The sequence below is a fragment of the Thiomonas sp. UBA7699 genome (assembly GCF_002482605.1).
GTDB lineage: Bacteria > Pseudomonadota > Gammaproteobacteria > Burkholderiales > Burkholderiaceae_C > Thiomonas > Thiomonas arsenitoxydans.
The window spans coordinates 52,115-68,504 of record NZ_DLGH01000002.1 but is presented as its reverse complement, the minus strand read 5'-3'; the positions used below and the strand labels follow the sequence as shown (position 1 = coordinate 68,504).

16 protein-coding genes are annotated in these 16,390 nt (G+C 64.1%); 10 read left to right on the top strand and 6 right to left on the bottom strand.

Features of this window, described 5'->3' with window-relative positions; translation table 11 throughout:
* Positions 1-60 precede the first annotated feature (60 nt).
* The 3 genes from B3H47_RS01180 to B3H47_RS01170 all read left to right on the top strand — a co-directional run bounded on the left by B3H47_RS01180 (position 61) and on the right by B3H47_RS01170 (position 2,778).
* Positions 61-1,131, top strand: coding sequence for an adenosine deaminase (locus B3H47_RS01180; RefSeq protein ID WP_286985489.1), 1,071 nt, complete (start codon positions 61-63; stop codon positions 1,129-1,131).
* A gap of 8 nt (positions 1,132-1,139) precedes the next feature.
* Positions 1,140-1,712: a DUF1415 domain-containing protein gene (locus tag B3H47_RS01175; protein WP_286985488.1), complete on the top strand. Its 573-nt coding sequence runs from the start codon at positions 1,140-1,142 to the stop codon at positions 1,710-1,712.
* Positions 1,713-1,788: 76 nt separating this feature from the next.
* A complete protein-coding gene (locus tag B3H47_RS01170; RefSeq protein WP_013123250.1) occupies positions 1,789-2,778 on the top strand; it encodes a dienelactone hydrolase family protein in 990 nt (329 codons plus the stop codon).
* Between the two features lie 25 nt (positions 2,779-2,803).
* On the opposite strand, the gene B3H47_RS01165 is transcribed toward B3H47_RS01170, so the two are convergent.
* From B3H47_RS01165 to B3H47_RS01150, 4 genes are all read right to left on the bottom strand, one after another.
* Entirely contained in the window at positions 2,804-3,238 is a 435-nt protein-coding gene (locus tag B3H47_RS01165) for a universal stress protein (protein ID WP_286985486.1), read from the bottom strand.
* A 25-nt stretch (positions 3,239-3,263) separates the two neighbouring features.
* The gene (locus tag B3H47_RS01160) at positions 3,264-3,698 is read right to left on the bottom strand and encodes a universal stress protein (RefSeq protein ID WP_013105778.1); all 435 of its coding nucleotides are present in this window, start codon (positions 3,696-3,698) and stop codon (positions 3,264-3,266) included.
* Between the two features lie 118 nt (positions 3,699-3,816).
* Entirely contained in the window at positions 3,817-4,680 is an 864-nt protein-coding gene (locus B3H47_RS01155; RefSeq protein ID WP_286985485.1) for a sulfurtransferase, read from the bottom strand.
* Between the two features lie 98 nt (positions 4,681-4,778).
* Positions 4,779-5,885, bottom strand: coding sequence for an aromatic ring-hydroxylating oxygenase subunit alpha (locus B3H47_RS01150; protein ID WP_286985484.1), 1,107 nt, complete (start codon positions 5,883-5,885; stop codon positions 4,779-4,781).
* A 132-nt stretch (positions 5,886-6,017) separates the two neighbouring features.
* Between B3H47_RS01150 and B3H47_RS01145 the strand changes: the two genes are divergently transcribed.
* The 4 genes from B3H47_RS01145 to dxs are packed head-to-tail and all read left to right on the top strand — an operon-like array spanning position 6,018 to position 9,752.
* Entirely contained in the window at positions 6,018-6,284 is a 267-nt protein-coding gene (locus tag B3H47_RS01145; RefSeq protein ID WP_286985482.1) for an exodeoxyribonuclease VII small subunit, read from the top strand.
* Positions 6,271-7,251, top strand: a complete 981-nt coding sequence (locus B3H47_RS01140) for a polyprenyl synthetase family protein (protein ID WP_286985481.1) — start codon at positions 6,271-6,273, stop codon at positions 7,249-7,251. Before B3H47_RS01145 ends, B3H47_RS01140 begins: the two co-directional genes overlap by 14 nt.
* A 46-nt stretch (positions 7,252-7,297) precedes the next feature.
* Complete coding sequence (locus tag B3H47_RS01135) at positions 7,298-7,798, top strand: disulfide bond formation protein B (RefSeq protein WP_286985479.1); 501 nt, start codon at positions 7,298-7,300, stop codon at positions 7,796-7,798.
* 40 nt (positions 7,799-7,838) lie between these two features.
* Positions 7,839-9,752 (top strand): 1-deoxy-D-xylulose-5-phosphate synthase, encoded by a 1,914-nt coding sequence (gene dxs / locus B3H47_RS01130; protein WP_286985478.1) that lies wholly within the window; start codon positions 7,839-7,841, stop codon positions 9,750-9,752.
* 4 nt (positions 9,753-9,756) lie between these two features.
* On the opposite strand, the gene B3H47_RS01125 is transcribed toward dxs, so the two are convergent.
* Entirely contained in the window at positions 9,757-10,722 is a 966-nt protein-coding gene (locus B3H47_RS01125) for a zinc ABC transporter substrate-binding protein (RefSeq protein ID WP_286985477.1), read from the bottom strand.
* A 65-nt stretch (positions 10,723-10,787) separates the two neighbouring features.
* Here B3H47_RS01125 and B3H47_RS01120 point away from each other — a divergent pair, with 65 nt between their 5' ends.
* From B3H47_RS01120 to folE2, 3 genes are all read left to right on the top strand, one after another.
* Positions 10,788-11,558: an ATP-binding cassette domain-containing protein gene (locus B3H47_RS01120; protein WP_286985476.1), complete on the top strand. Its 771-nt coding sequence runs from the start codon at positions 10,788-10,790 to the stop codon at positions 11,556-11,558.
* The gene (locus B3H47_RS01115; protein ID WP_286730035.1) at positions 11,551-12,351 is read left to right on the top strand and encodes a metal ABC transporter permease; all 801 of its coding nucleotides are present in this window, start codon (positions 11,551-11,553) and stop codon (positions 12,349-12,351) included. The genes B3H47_RS01120 and B3H47_RS01115 overlap by 8 nt, the downstream gene beginning before the upstream one ends.
* A 284-nt stretch (positions 12,352-12,635) precedes the next feature.
* Entirely contained in the window at positions 12,636-13,424 is a 789-nt protein-coding gene (gene folE2 / locus B3H47_RS01110; protein WP_013123239.1) for a GTP cyclohydrolase FolE2, read from the top strand.
* 6 nt (positions 13,425-13,430) lie between these two features.
* Here folE2 and mutS read toward each other — a convergent pair whose 3' ends face one another.
* On the bottom strand, positions 13,431-15,983 hold the full coding sequence (gene mutS / locus B3H47_RS01105) for a DNA mismatch repair protein MutS (RefSeq protein WP_286985501.1): 2,553 nt from the start codon (positions 15,981-15,983) through the stop codon (positions 13,431-13,433).
* Between the last annotated feature and the right edge of the window lie 407 nt (positions 15,984-16,390).

Genomic DNA, 16,390 nt, shown 5'->3' with positions numbered 1-16,390 from the left:
AGGGCAGCAATTCGGGAGAAGGCAACTGCATTTCCAAGGCCTTGCTCCTAAACTGTGCGAATGATTTCAGACAACCTCACCCCGTCCCGTCCAGACATCGCCGCCTTGCCTGCCGAGCGCGTTGCCCATCTACTGCGCGTCAGCCCGAAGGCTGAATTGCATGTGCATATCGAGGGAACGCTGGAGCCGGAGTTGATCTTTGCGCTGGCGCAGCGCAACGGCGTGTCGCTGCCGTATGCCGATGTCGAGGCGCTGCGCAAGGCCTATGCCTTCAGCGATCTCCAGTCCTTCCTCGATCTGTATTACGCCGGGTGCGATGTGCTGCGCACCGAGCAGGATTTTTTCGATCTGGCCTGGGCTTATTTCCAGCGTGCTGCGCGCGATCATGTGGTGCGCGTGGAGCCGTTTTTCGATCCGCAGAGCCATACCGTGCGCGGCGTCGGCTTCGAGGTGTTCATGCCGGCCTTCATCCAGGCGGCGCAGCGGGCGCAGGACGAACTCGGGCTGAGCGTCGGCTGGATTGTGAGCGTGCTGCGCCACCTGCCCGAAGAAGACGCCTTGCAGACGCTCGACGCCGCGCAGCCCTGGCTCGACCATCTCATCGGCATCGGGCTCGATTCGTCCGAGCGCGGTAATCCCCCCGAGAAGTTCGCCCGCGTGTTCGCCCGCGCCCGCCAAATGGGGCTGCACACCGTGGCGCATGCAGGTGAAGAAGGCCCGCCGGCCTATGTGCTGGGCGCGCTCGACGTGCTGAAAGTCGAGCGCATCGACCACGGCGTGCGCGCCAGCGAAGACCCGGCCTTGATGCAGCGTCTGGCCCGTGAGCAGATGCCGCTCACCGTCTGCCCGCTGTCGAATGTGCGGCTGTGCGTGGTGCCCGATCTGGCTGGGCACAACCTGCCGCAGCTGCTGGCCGCTGGGCTGAAAGTCACGGTCAATTCCGACGATCCGGCGTATTTCGGCGGGTATATCAACGAAAACCTGACCGAGTTGTTCGCCGCGCAACCCGCCTTGGGTGCGCCGCAGGCCTACGCGCTGCTGCGCAACAGCCTCGAAGCGAGCTTCGCTGCCAATGGCGACAAGGCGCTGTGGATCGCGCAGCTCGATGCGCAGTGGCGACAAGCCGCCTGACGCACGGCATGAACCGCCCGCAATCGCTCAACGATCCCGTCGTGGCGCAGACCCGCGCCTGGGTTGACCGTATGGTGATCGGGCTGAATCTGTGCCCCTTTGCCAAGGCGCCGCAGGTGAAAGGCCGTATCCGCTATGTGCACTGCGAGGCCACGACGCCCGAGGGCTTGCTGAGCCGCCTCGGCGATGAGCTGCAACTGCTGATGCGTACCGCGCCCGACGAGGTGGAAACCACCTTGCTCATTCACCCGCACACGCTCGCGCATTTCGCGCAGTACAACGCCTTTCTCGACGAGGCCGATGCACGGGTGGAACAACTCGGCCTGCGCGGCATCCTGCAGATCGCCAGCTTTCACCCGCAGTATCGGTTTGCCGGAGCCCGCCCGAACGACGTGACCAACGCGACCAATCGCTCGCCGTTTCCCATGCTGCATCTCATCCGAGAATCCAGCATCGACCGCGCGGTGGCCGCTTTTCCCGAAGCGGCCGCCATCTACCAGGCCAACCGGGCGACGATGCGCCGTCTCGGCAAGCAGGGCATCGCGGCCTTGCTGGCGCAATGTCGGAGCGGGGCGGGGTAGGTCAATTTATCCCCATCTGCATCACTGGATTGGCTCGCTGTAGCATTTGCTCACATTTCGACGTGAGGAGACAGCGATGTGGAACGAAGATCTGAAGGCGCAATTCCAGAGCCTCGCACCGGGCCGTCCTGACGGCGAGTTGTCCCGGCGTGATTTCGTGCGTACCGCGCTGGGGGTGGGTTTCGCCGCAGCGGCAGGACCGGTGATCGCGCAGACCGTGGTGCAAACCTCGGCGGACGGCCTGCTCGCTGGAGAGGTGCGGATCGAATCCGGCGGCCAGAAGATACCGGTCTACCGGGCGCAGCCCAAGGGCAAGACCGATCTGCCCGTGGTGCTGGTGGTGTCGGAGATTTTCGGGGTGCACGAGTACATCGCCGATGTCGCGAGGCGCTTCGCGCATCAGGGTTATCTGGCGCTGGCGCCCGATCTGTTCGTGCGGCAGGGCGACCCGATGGCCTATGGCAGCATCGCCGAGGTGATGAGCAAGGTCATCTCCAAAGTGCCCGATGCCCAGGTGATGCAGGATCTGGATGCCTGCCGAAACTGGGCGCTGGCCAATGGCGGCAAAGCGGACCATGTCGGCATCACCGGGTTCTGCTGGGGCGGGCGCATGGTGTGGCTTTACTGCGCGCATGCGCCGGTACAGGCGGGCGTGGCCTGGTATGGCCGCCTGGTCGGCACGCCTTCTGACTTGGCGCCCAAGAACCCGGTGGATATCGTCAAGGAACTCAAGGCGCCCGTGCTCGGTCTTTACGGCGGCAAAGACCAAGGCATTACGCAGGAATCAGTCGAGCAGATGCGCAAGGCGCTTGCCGACGGCAGCGCTGCGGCCAAGGCGTCCGAAATCGTGGTGTATCCCGACGCCGGTCACGGTTTTCACGCGGACTACCGGCCCAGCTACAACGCCAAGGACGCCCAGGACGGCTGGAACCGGGCGCTGGCCTGGCTGCGTCAGCACCAGGTGGTTGCCGTAGCCGCCGCCGACGAGCCGCCGCAGGACGGCATGTGTCAGACGGAAAGAGGGTTTCCGCAGACTTTCCCGGTGGACAAACTGCTCAGCGGCTGAGGTGGTTTTTGGGGTGCCTACGCCCTCAGCGAACGACCAGCACCGGCAGTTTGGAATGCGACAGCACCCGCGAGGTCTGGCTGCCCAGCATGGCCGAGGTCATGCCGCTGCGGCCGTGCGAGGCAATGACGATGGTGTCACAGCCCTGTTTTTCGGCGGCGGAAAGCAGGCCGCGCCACGCTTGGGCGTCTTCTTCCACCACGGTGTCGCAACTCAGCCCGGCCGCATTGATGCGCTCGCTCATGTGCTGCAGCGCCACATTGGCCTGTTTGCGAACTTCGTCCTGCCACTGGTCCATGCCGACGGGCATGACTTCGATCGCTCCGATGTAGGGATACAGATCGATGACCGAGCAGACGGTGATTTTGGAGCCGAATTTTTTCGCTAGCTCGATGGTGTAGGGCAGCGCTTTGTCCGCTAGCTCTGAGCCGTCGGTGGACAAGAGTAGATGGTTGAACATGGGAGTGCTCCTTTTGAAAGGCTGGTCAGCGCAGAACCAGTACCGGAATGGTGGAATGGGTCAGCAGCTTCTGGGTTTCGCTGCCCAATAGCAGGGCTTGCATGCCGCGGCGTCCGTGGGAGGCGATCACCACCAGATCGCAACCGCGCTCCTTGGCCACGTCGAGCATGGCTTTCCAGGGGTGGATGTCTTCGGCAATGATGGGCTCGAAGGCCAGATCAGCGGCCTTGCAGGCGTCCTGCAGGGGCTTGAGGGCGTCTTCCGCCTCTTGCGTGACGTGCACACGGTACTGGTCCGCCGTGATGGGCACGGTTTCGGCCAGGCCGGAGTAGGGATACGGGTCGGTGACGTTGAGGCCCACCACCGCAGCGCCACAGCTTTTGGCTAAAGCTACCGCATGGGGAATCACTTTGGCCCCGGTGTCGGAACCGTCGGTGGGGACGAGTATTTTTTTATACATATCGATCTCCGTTTAGAGTAGGTGAGCTGTAGGTGAACTGATCGGGATTGCGGTGGATAGAAGCCTCAATCACTATCCATATGCTGCTCCTCGAATGTATTGGCGGGCTTGTTGCAGATCAAACCTTGCCGGGTGTGCGCCCGGTTGCCACGGGGCGTGCTGGATCGGCGCACCACTCGCTCCAGGAGCCGGGGTAGAGCAGGCTGCCGTCCATGCCGGCGTAGGTCATCGCCAGCAGATTGTGGCAGCCTGTGACGCCGGAGCCGCAATGATGGATCACATCGCGCGGGTCCCAGTCTTCGAGCAGCGCGGTGAATTCTTCGCGCAGTTGCTCGCGCGACTTGAAGGTGCCGTCGGGCTGGAGATTGGTCTGGAAGAAGCGGTTTTTCGCCCCGGGAATATGCCCGCCGACCGGATCGATCGGCTCGACTTCGCCCGCATATCGCTCCGGTGCGCGCGCGTCCAGAACGAGGTGCTTGCCACTGTGCAGGTTGTCGAGCACATCGCGCGCAGGCACGGCGCCCACCAGCGCGGGGCGGCGGCTGAAGTCACCCGGGGCCCTAGCCGCTGGCGCCGTGCCCTCGCTCGCGCCGCCAGCGGCCGTCCAGGCCTGCCAGCCGCCATCGAGCACGGCCACCGCATTGTGGCCGAGCCAGCGCAGCATCCACCACAGGCGCACGGCAAAGCTGCCTCCGGTTCGGTCGTAAGCGACGACCTGCTGGTTTTGGCGCAGGCCGAGTTGAGCGAGTCGGGCTGCGAAGGCGTCGGCATCAGGCAAAGGGTGCCGACCGTTGTGCCCGCTTTTTGGGGCGGACAGATCGCGGTCGAGGTGAAGAAAGATCGCGCCAGGAATATGGGTCAGGTCGAAGGCCTGCTGGCCTGCTTCGGGCTGGGCGAGGTCATGGCTGCAGTCGACAATGAAGGCGTCTTGCAGTGAGGCCAGTTCGGAGGCGGTAATCAGGGTGGTGTAGTGTGAGGACATGGTGCGTAGCGTCTGTTCCGAAGCAGGGAATGCGAAACCATAAAGCAAAAACCCGCACGGTGGCTTCTGATGCGGGTTGAAAAGGGTCTGCAGCCCGCTCAGGCTGGAACCTGTAGTTTGTCGCGGTACCAGGCGTGGAAGTGGCGCATGCCGTCTTCCATCGGCGACTGGTAGGGGCCGTGCTGGTCGTCACCGCGCTCGAACAGCGCTTTGCGACCGGCGTCCATGCGCTCGGCGATTTCGTCGTCTTCTGCGCAGGTTTCCATATAGGCCGCGCGCTCGGCCATGATGAACTCGCGCTCGAACGCTGCGATTTCTTCCGGATAGAAAAACTCCACCATGTTCAGGGTCTTCTGTGGGCCCAGCGGGTAGAGCGTGGACACCACGAGTACATGCGGATACCACTCCAGCATGATGTTGGGGTAGAGGGTGAGCCAGATGGCGCCGTGTTCGGGCAGCTTTTTGTCGGAGCGGAAGTTGAGTACCGCCTGATGCCATTTGCTGTACACCGCGCTGCCCGGGTGCTGCAGACCTTCATGAACGCCCACGGTCTGCACGCTCCACTGCGGCGCGAACTGCCATTGCAGCACGTTGCAATCGACGAACTTGCCCAGCCCGGGATGGAAGGGCACGACGTGGTAGTCCTCCAGATAGACCTCGATGAAGGTCTTCCAGTTGTAGTTGCACATGTGCATTTCGGTGTGGTCATGCACGAAGCCGGTGAAGTCGAACTCCCCCCGCACGGCCAGTTGCGCCATCGTCTGGGCCACGGGATAGCCGTTGTCCTCGAACAGCATGCCGTTCCAGCGCTGCAGCGGGTAGGTTTGCAGATGCAGGCAGGGGTCTTGCTCGAAGTGCGGGGCGCCGACGAGTTGACCGTCGAGACCGTAGGTCCAGCGATGCAGCGGGCAGACGATGTTCTTGCCCGTGCTACCCATGCCGCGCAGCATCACGGCCTGCCGGTGGCGGCAGACGTTGGAGAGCAGTTCAATGCCTTCAGGCCCGTGAATCAGCGCGCGGCCTTCACCTTCCTGGGCGAGCGCGGCGTAGTCGCCGATCTTGGGTACCGTGAGTTCATGTCCGAGATAGCGTGGGCCGGAGCGGAATATCTGTTCCTGCTCCAGCTTGAACAAGTCGTCATCGAAATAAGTTGAAACCGGTAATTGCAAATGATCTTGCGACAGACGAATGCTCAGATCGGACATGATGGCGATGCACCTCCACACTTCGTTGAAAAGAACCCCTACCTAATGCAGCGACCGATTGTAGAGTCCATGCTTCACGCCGAGCCGCGATGCCGCGCCTAAAATGGGCACTTCTCTTCCCTTCGCCACAAGATGCCCGTCGCCAAAACTGCCCGCCATGCCGATCAGGCCCCAGCCAGCTACGAACAGGCGCTGGCCGAGCTGGAGCAGATCGTGCAGGCCCTGGAAGGAGGGCAGCTCAGCCTCGACGACACGCTGTCTTCCTACAAGCGTGGCAATCTGCTGCTGCAGTTCTGCCGCGGCAAACTGCAGGCGGTGGAGCAACAGGTTCAGGTGCTCGATGGCGAGCAGCTCAAACCCTTGCGCACGGAACCCGATGAGGAGGATGACCGTGTCTGAGGTGCTGCAGTTGGAGAGCGTGCCACCGGGTTCCACCCAACCGGGCTTGCTGCCGCTCAACCACTCCTTTGATCACTGGCTGCACCAGCACCAGGCTCGGGCCCAGCAGTTGATCGAGCGCTTCGTGCCGCCGGAGCATCCGCTGGTGCCGCAGTTGCACGAGGCCATGCACTATGCCGCAGCCATGGGGGGCAAAAGGGTTCGCCCCTTGCTGGTGTGGGCGGCTGGTGAGTGTGTGCAGGCCGACGATCAGGCGCTCGACCGTGCCGCCTGCGCGGTGGAACTGGTGCATGCCTATTCGCTGGTGCACGACGATCTGCCCTGCATGGACGACGACGTGCTGCGGCGCGGCCAACCCACAACCCATGTGCGATTCGGTGAAGCCCTGGCGCTGCTGGCCGGAGATGCCTTGCAAGCCCTGGCCTACGAAGTGCTGACGCCCGAGGCAGACATCGCCCCGGCGCTGCAGGCGCGGCTGTGTGCGTTGCTGGCGCGGGCTTCCGGCGCTGACGGCATGGCCGGTGGCCAAACGCTCGACATTCTTGCGACCGGAGGCGCGGTCAGCGGTGACGATCTGATGCATATGCACAGCCGCAAGACCGGCGCCTTGCTCAAGGCCAGCGTGCTAATGGGCGCAGCCTGCGGCGGATTCGATACGGCGCATCCGGCGCAAACGTATACGGCTCTGGAAACCTATGGCGACGCCGTGGGCCTGGCCTTTCAGGTAGTAGATGACATTCTGGATGTCACCGCCGATTCACATACCCTCGGAAAAACCGCGGGCAAAGACGCGCAGCAAAACAAGTCCACCTACGTTTCAGCGCTGGGTCTCGATGCCGCGCGCAAGCTGGCGCATGGTCTGCGCGACAAGGCGCAGGCCGCACTCGACACCCTGCCGCCGCCACAACGCGCGGCCAGCCAGCGCTTGCGCGAACTGGCCGATCTGATCGTGTTGCGCGAGCATTGACCCGGCCACACCTCGATATTCCTCATCCACTCAAGAGACGGTCACCATGAATCAACGCCACGTTAGCGCGCTCCCGGCTCTCGCTGCAGCTACTGCGCTGGGCACGCTGGGCGGGGCGCTCTGGCTGCAGCGCAAGGGGTTTGCCCCTTGTCCGCTGTGCATTCTTCAGCGCATGGCTTATCTGGGCGTGTTGATTTTTTCGCTTTCCGCCATCAGCCTGATGCGCTCGAACGCTCAGCTTGCGGCACGCGTCGTGCTGGGCTTCGGGGTGCTCAGCGGCCTTGTCGGGCTGGGTTTTGCCGCCCGGCATATCTGGCTGGTTTTGCACCCGGGGCAGCTCTGCGGCCTCGATCCGCTGGCTGCGGTGATCAACCACTGGCCGGTTACGCAGTGGGCGCCGTGGATGTTTCGCGCAGATGGGCTTTGCGCCGATACCCCTTCGGTGTTCGGTTTGGCGCTGCCGTTCTGGTCTGCGGCCGGATTCGTTCTGGCGTCTGCCCTGCTGCTCGCCGCGATGTGGCGTCGCGCTTCTCCCCCAACACGCTGACTCAGGCGCCGCACCACGCGTGGTTCCACGCTTCGCCATCATGACTGCTACGTTTTCTCTGCTGAACCGCATCGCCTCGCCTGAAGATCTGCGTGCGCTCGACCGCGCGCACCTGCGGCAACTGGCGGTTGAGCTGCGTGAATTCATTCTGCAATCGGTGTCGCGCACTGGCGGGCATCTGTCGTCGAACCTCGGCACCGTGGAATTGACCATTGCCTTGCACGCGGTGTTCAACACCCCGCATGACCGACTGGTGTGGGATGTCGGGCATCAGACTTACGCCCACAAAATTCTCACCGGACGCCGCGACGGCATGCGCGGTCTGCGGCAGAAGGGCGGCATATCCGGCTTTCCGCGCCGTGACGAATCGCCGTTCGATGCCTTCGGCACCGCCCATTCGTCCACCTCGATTTCGGCTGCGCTGGGTATGGCGCTGGCCGCGCAGCGCAAAGGCGAATCGCGGCGCGTGGTCGCCGTGATCGGCGATGGAGCGCTCACGGGCGGCATGGCTTTCGAGGCGCTCAACAACGCCGGCGTGCATCCCGAGGCCGATCTGCTCATCGTGCTCAACGACAACGACATGTCGATCTCTCCTCCGGTGGGCGCGCTCAATCGCCACCTCACCGGCCTGCTGTCGGGCGGACTGTTCACCGCCGCGCGCAGCACCGCCAAGCAGGTGCTCAGCGCCGCGCCGCCTTTGCTCGGTCTGGCGCGCCGCCTGGAGGAATATGCCAAGGGGCTGGTGGCGCCTTCGCCTTTGTTCGAAGAGCTCGGGGTGAAGTATTTCGGCCCGATCGACGGCCACGACCTCGACGCGCTCATTCCCACCCTGCACAATCTGCGCGACATGCACGGCCCCATCCTGCTGCATGTGGTGACCAAGAAGGGGCAGGGCTACAAGCTGGCCGAGGCCGATCCGGTGGCCTATCACGGGCCGGGACGGTTCGATCCGGCCGTGGGGCTGGCGCCCGGCAAACCGGGCAAGGCGCCCACCTTCACTCAGGTGTTCGGTCAGTGGCTGTGCGACATGGCGCAGGCCGACGCGCGTCTGGTGGGCATCACGCCGGCCATGCGCGAGGGCTCCGGCCTAGTTGAGTTTGCCGAGCGCTTTCCGCAGCGTTATTTCGATGTCGGCATTGCCGAGCAGCACGCAGTCACCTTTGCTGCCGGTCTGGCTTGCGAAGGCATGAAGCCGGTGGTGGCGATCTACTCCACCTTCCTGCAGCGCGGCTACGACCAGGTGATTCACGATGTGGCCATTCAGAATCTGCCCGTGATGTTCGCGGTGGACCGGGCCGGTGTGGTGGGGGCTGACGGGGCGACGCATACCGGCGCCTTCGACATCCCCTTCCTGCGCTGCGTACCCAATCTCAGCGTGCTCGCCCCGGCGGACGAAAATGAGTGTCGGCAATTGCTCACCACGGCCTACCGCCACGATGGTCCTGCGGCCGTGCGCTACCCGCGCGGCAGCGGTGCTGGCGTGGCCGTGCAGACCTCGCTCACCGAATTGCCCTGGGGGAAATCGCAGCCGCGGCGCGCCAGTGCCGCCAAGCCGGGACAGCGCATCGCCCTACTCGCTTTCGGCCCGGTGCTCTACGCCGCGCTACAGGCGGCTGAAGAGTTCGACGCCAGCGTGATCAATATGCGCTTTGTGAAACCGCTCGATACGGCGGCGCTGCTGGCCGCTGCAAGTAGTCACGATGCTCTGGTCACCGTGGAAGAAGGGGTGGTCAGTGGCGGGGCGGGCTCGGCCTGTCTAGAGGCTTTGCAGGCGGCGGGCATTCAGATTCCGGTGCTCAACCTCGGTCTGCCCGATGCCTGGCTGGAACATGGCGACCCCGCGCAAATCACCACTGACATCGGGCTGGACGCCGCGGGCATTGCCGCGAGCGTGCGCAAACGCTTTGGCGCCTTGCTCAGCCCGGCTGGACGTCAGCGCGCGGCCAACGAATAAAACCTCACGGTGTGCCGAGGCACTGGCCGAGGTTATTCGCTAGATTGCGCATCAACTGGGTATAGCCTTCCAGGCCCAGCGGGCCCTTGGCGCCAAGCGGGTCGAGTGTGCCGACTCGCGCCTGGGTTCCCTCGATCAAGGTCTGCACCAGACGCGGTTCGAACTGAGGCTCGGCAAACACGCAGACCACGCCCAGCGACTTGATCTTGTCGCGCATCTGGCTCACGCGTCGCGCATTGGTCATGGCGTCGGGGCTGACCAGAATCGAGCCGACCGCACGCAGCCCGAAGGCATGTTCGAAGTATTGATAAGCGTCGTGAAACACGATGAAGGGCTTGTTTTTGACCTGGGCGAGTTGCGCGGTGAGTTCCGCCGTCATGGCATCGATGCGCTGCACCGCCTGCTCTGCATTGGCCTGGTATTGCGGCGCATGTTGCGGGTCTTTCGCCGCCAGCGCGAGGGCCGCGCTGCGCACGATGACCTTGGCATTGGTGGGCGACAGCCAGAGGTGGCCATCGAAGCTGCCGGTGTGCATTGAGTCGTGTTCGTCGCCGTGGTCGTGCGACACCGCCAGCCTCGGGGCAGGGCGCTTGCGTTCCCAGTCGCCGCCCGTGCGCGCGGGCAGCAAGTCCATGCCGGGCTGGGTGGAAAGCGTGACCACCTGGGTCGATTTGGGCAGCGCCTTGGTGATCTTGGTCAGCGCAGGCTCGACGTCCGGCCCGATCCAGAACAGAAGCTGCGCCTGTTCGGCGCTGGCTCGCTCCGAGGGCTTGAACGCATAGGTGTGGGGCGAATTTCCCGGCGGAATCAGTACCGTGGGTTTGCCCACCCCGGCCATGACGGCCGCCACCAGATCGGCCACGGGTTTGATACTCACCGCGACCCGCGGCGTTTCAGCCTGCGCCCCCAGCGGGGTCAGGGTTGCAGCGAGTAAAGCCGAAAGGGATAAGAGGCGTCGTAGAAAGATCATTTTGAACGATGACGTGGAAAAAGTAATTAGTTACAATATAACACTTGAAACAGAAAATAACGCCCTTGTCTCCCACAGAACCCCTTATCGCCCTCGAGGGCATCCATGTGCAACGTCACGGTAACGCGCTGCTCACCGACGTCAGCCTGCGCGTGCTGCCGCGCCAGATCGTGACGCTGGTCGGCCCGAATGGTGCGGGCAAGACCACGCTAGTGCGCGTGCTGCTCGGCTTGATGACCGCGGATCGCGGCGTCGTGCGGCGGCGCAGCGGGCTGCGCGTGGGCTATGTGCCGCAGCGTTTCACCCCACCGCCCAGCCTGCCGATGGATGTGGACGGTTTTCTGCGTCTGGCGGGCCCGAGTACCGAGCCGCAGCGCGAGCAGCGGCTGGCCGATAACGGCGCGAACGATCTGCTGCGGCGGCCGCTGCGGGCGCTTTCCGGCGGGGAAATGCAGCGGGTTCTGCTCGCCCGGGCGATGCTGCGCGAGCCCGATTTGCTGGTCCTCGACGAACCGGCGCAAGGGCTCGATGTGCAGGGTCAGCAGGAGTTCTATGCCTTGATCGCCCGCCTGCGTGACGCTTCCGGTTGTGGCGTGCTGCTGGTTTCGCACGATCTGCATCTGGTCATGGCCGCCACCGACGAGGTGGTTTGCCTGGAGCGCCATGTGTGCTGTGTGGGGCGGCCCGAAGACATCAGCGTGCATCCGGAGTACCTGCGACTTTTCGGACGCGATCTGGCCGGGCTGGCGATCTATCGTCATCACCACGATCATCATCACGATCTGCACGGCAATATCGTGCCCGATGCAGCCGAAGGACGGACGCCCCATGACTGAATTCCTGCTGCCTGATTTCGTCTGGCGCGCCTTGATCGGCGGCGTGGGCGTGGCGCTGCTGGCGGGGCCGCTGGGTTGCTTTGTGGTGTGGCGCCGCATGGCCTACTTCGGCGAGACGCTGGCGCACTCGGCCTTTCTGGGGGTGGCGCTGGGGCTGCTGCTGCACCTCGATCCGGTCATCGGCGTGCTCGCGGTGAGCGTGGTCATCGCCCTCGTTCTGGCGCGGCGACAACCGGCGGAAGGCATTGCCGAAGACACGCTGCTGGGTCTGCTGGCGCACACCAGTCTGGCGCTGGGCTTGGTGGTGCTGGCCTTCATGGAGGACGTGCGCGTCGATTTGTTCTCTTACCTGTTCGGCGACATCCTGGCGCTCAGGGCGGCGGATTTGGGTTGGATCCTCCTGATCGACGTCGTGGGCCTGTCTTTGCTGGCTTGGTTGTGGCAGGGCTTGCTGGCGCTCACCGTGCATGAAGAACTCGCCGCCGTCGAGGGGCGGCGGGTGAAATGGCTGCAACTGGCGTTCATGCTGGTGCTGGCGGTTTTCGTCGCGCTGGCGATGAAGCTCGTGGGTATTTTGCTCACCGTTGCCATGCTCATCATTCCGGCGGCGGCGGCGCGGCGACTGGCACGCACGCCGGTGCAGATGGCGCTGGGGGCGGCCGCAATCGGTGCAGTCGCCGTCCTGCTGGGGCTGCTGGCCTCACTGCATTCCGACCTGCCCTCGGGCCCCGCCATGGTGGTCGCGGCGGCGCTGCTGTTTCTGCTGCTGCGGGTGTTGCCGCAGCGCGGCTGAGAGGGGGTGAACAAATCCGCCATGCCCGCTCATCGCACCCAAATCGTCCCACTCGGCGTTGCAAATGCGCGCCGTGCCGACGGGCACCGCTGTGCTTTGCGCCTTGATTGGAACCCTTTGGGCGCGCTGCTCGGCCACGCCGGATTCATTCACACCCTCTGGCGCCGCCATTTCCGCAAACCGGACAAGGATGTGCACAGTCCGGGATAATCTGAGAACTTTTCTCAACTATGCCCCGGGCGGGCGATACCGAACCCCATCGGCGCAGCCCCACCCGTCATTCCATGAACAAACCCTTTGAAGCCATTCCGGATATCCAGAGCACTGTGGACGAGCGCCATATCGCGATCCAGCGGGTCGGGGTCAAGGGTTTGCGCTATCCCCTCAATGTGCGTCTGCGCGACGGCAGCATTCACCCGAGCATCGCCCAGGTAACGGCCGACGTGGCGCTGCCCGCCGAGAAAAAGGGCACGCATATGTCGCGCTTCGTCGAACTGCTCGAAGCCATGCCCGAGGCGATGGACGCGCAGGCGTTTGCCGCGCTCACCCGGCAGATGCTGCCCAAGCTGAATGCCACGGCGGGGCGTCTGGAATTCGCCTTCACCCTGTTTCTGCGCAAAACCGCGCCGGTCTCGGGCGTGCAAAGCCTGCTCGATTACGAGGCGGGGTGGATCGCGGAAGCGCGCGGCGATCAACTCAAGCTGACCGCCAAAGTCATGGTGCCGGTGAAATCGCTGTGCCCGTGTTCGAAGGAGATCTCGGATTACGGCGCGCACAACCAGCGCTCGCACATCACCATCACGGCCGAACTGCTTCAGCCCGTGGCGCTGGAAGAACTCATCCGCATTGCCGAGGAAGAGGCGTCGTGCGAGATCTGGGGCCTGCTCAAGCGCCCGGACGAAAAATATGTCACCGAGCACGCCTACGAAAATCCCAAATTCGTCGAGGATCTGGTGCGTGATGTTGCCGCCCGGCTCAATGCCGATCCGCGCATCGGGCACTACGTGGCCGAGGCGGAGAACTTTGAGTCCATCCACAACCACTCGGCCTACGCGCTGATCGAGCGGGTTTGAGCTGCGTCATTCGAGCTCGCGCAAGGCCTTGAGACGGTAGAGGGTTTCAAGCGCCTGGCGCGGCGTGAGGGTGTCGGGATCGGTGTCATCGAGCGCCTCAATTAGCGCTTCGTGCGTGGGGGCTGGCGCTGGCTCTGCTTCATCGATTGCTGCAGAAGCGGCAAACAGATCGAGCTGCGCTTCCTGTTGCTGATGCTGGCGTTCCAGCGCGTCGAGCCGCTTGCGGGCGTCGCGGATGACGGCAGGCGGCACCCCCGCCAACTGGGCGACCTGCACGCCATAGCTGCGGCTGGCCGGCCCTTCGCGCACCTCGTGCAGAAACACAATGCCCTGTGGTGTTTCCGCTGCGCCCACATGGATATTGACGGCCTGCGGGTGGCGCAGCACCAAGTCCGTCAACTCGAAGTAATGCGTGGCGAACAGGGTGAGGCTGCGGTTGCGGTCGTGCAACTGCGCCGCAATGGCCGCGGCCAGCGCGAGGCCGTCGAAGGTGGAGGTGCCGCGCCCGACCTCGTCCATCAACACCAGGCTGTGGGGTGTGGCCTGCCGCAGAATCGCCGCGGTTTCGGCCATTTCGACCATGAAGGTCGATTGCCCGCCGGCCAGATCGTCGGAAGCGCCGATGCGGGTGAAAATCGCGTCCAGCGGGCCGATGCGGGCGCTGCGGGCCGGGACATAGCTGCCGAGATAGGCGAGCAGGGCGATCAGCGCGGTCTGCCGCATATAAGTGGATTTGCCGCCCATGTTCGGCCCGGTGAGAATGAGCAGGCGGCGCTGTTCGTCGAGCTGGCAATCGTTGGGAATGAAGCGGTCGACCCGGCTCTCGATGACCGGATGGCGGCCACCCACGATGTCGATGCCCGGCACCCCGACGAACTCGGGGCAGACCCAGCCGAAGGTGCTCGCGCGCTCGGCCAGGGCGGCCAGGGTGTCGAGCAGGGCGACGGCCTGTGCGGCGCGGCGGATATCGGCCAGCGCGGGTTGCAGCGCTTCGACGACGCCCTCGAACAAGACTTTCTCACGCGCCAGTGCGCGATCCTGCGCGGAAAGCGCCTTGTCCTCGAAAGCCTTGAGTTCCGGGGTGATGTAGCGCTCTGCGCCTTTGAGCGTTTGCCGGCGTCGGTAGTCGTCAGGCACTTTGTCGGTCTGGCCGTGGGTGACTTCGATGAAAAACCCGTGAACCTTGTTGTATTGCACCCGCAGATTGGCGATGCCGGTGCGTGCGCGCTCGCGCTGTTCCAACTCCATGAGAAAGCTGCCGCAGTCGGTGTCGATGGCGCGGAGTTCGTCGAGTTCGGCATCGAAATCGGCGGCGATCACACCGCCATCGCGCAGATTCAGCGCCGGCTCGGCCGCGATGGCGCGTTGCAGCAAGGCGGCGGGTTCGGGTGGCAAATCAAGCTGCTCATCGATGGTTTGCAGCAAGGCGCAGCGTTCGAACGCAGCCGCTTGGCGACGCAGTGCAGGCAGGCGCTGCAGGCCGTCGCGCAACGCCGACAGTTCGCGCGGCTTGGCCTGCTTCAGCGCGATGCGCGCGGCAATGCGCTCCAGATCGGCCATGCCGCGCAGGCTGCCACGCAATGCCGCCAAGTCGCCGTCGATCAGTGCCTGCAAAGCGGCGTGGCGCGCGCGGGCGACGTTGGCGTCACGCGGTGGCGCCTGCAACCAGTCGCGCAGCAGGCGGCTGCCCGCCGCAGTCTGACAACTGTCGAGATGGGAAAGCAGCGTGGGGCTGTCTTCGCCGCGCAAGGGTTGCAGAATCTCCAGATTCCGGCGGGCCACGGCGTCCAGCCGCAGACTGTGCTCGGCTCGCTCAACGCGCAGATCGGCCAGCAGGGGCAGCGTGCCACCCTGGGTCTGCTCAGCGTAGGTCAACAAGGCGGCAGCGGCGGCGTGTGCCGCGCCCAGGGCTTGCGCGCCGAACCCGTCGAGATGCGCCACCTGCAATTGCGCGCAGAGCTTGCGCAGACCGAGCGCGGCGTCGAAATGCCATTCCGGTCGCTCGGTCGTATGGGGCCAACGAGGTTCGTTAGGCAGGCTTTGGTGTTGCGGCCACAACACCTCGGCAGGCGCGATGCGGGCCAGCCAGTCGGGCAGGGCGGCCGCTTCGCACTGCGCCAGAGTGAGGCCGCCGCCGGTCAGCGCCATCCACGCCAGCCCCCATTCGCCACGCGCCGATTTCGGCGGCGCAATGGCCAGCAGAATGGCGTCGCGCTTGTCGTCGAGCAGCGTCTGTTCGGTGAGCGTGCCCGGTGTGACCACCCGCACCACACGGCGTTCGACCAGCCCCTTGGCCTGCGCCGGATCGCCGATCTGCTCACAGATCGCCGCCGACTCACCGAGCTTGACGAGCTTGGCCAGATAGCCATCGAGCGCCTGCGCCGGCACCCCAGCCATGATGACCGGCTCGCCCGCCGACTGACCGCGCCGGGTCAGCGTGATGTCGAGCAGCCGCGCGGCCTTCTCGGCGTCGTCGTAAAACAGTTCGTAGAAATCGCCCATGCGACACAACAGCAGCGTGCCGGGATGCTCCGCCTTCATGCGCAGGTATTGCTGCATCAGCGGGGTGTGCGCGGAAATGCTACTCAATTGATTTCCTTGATAAAATTTTTTAAGTTATTGTTAATAAGAGGTGTTTTCAGCATATCGAGCGCGTGGCGAGAGCCTGAGAAATCGGAACATCGCCCTGCGCCACATCTCTGCACTCATGATTCAGGCATAGCTTTTTGGGCGTTGATAAAAAAGTTACGCCAGAAATTTCGCCTTCCAGAAAAACTTACGCTGACCTCTGTGCCAATTATGGAGTTTGGCGCGCGCTGCTCTCATGCTCTTTCCGGGAAAGCTCATGGCGCCCACACCGGGTAAATGCCAGAGCCCAACGGTACGCGATGTTTGCGATATCTATCTGAGAGGGCACATCAAGAATCGAGCCGAAAAGATGAGGGTGGAGATTCGTCGGACGTTCG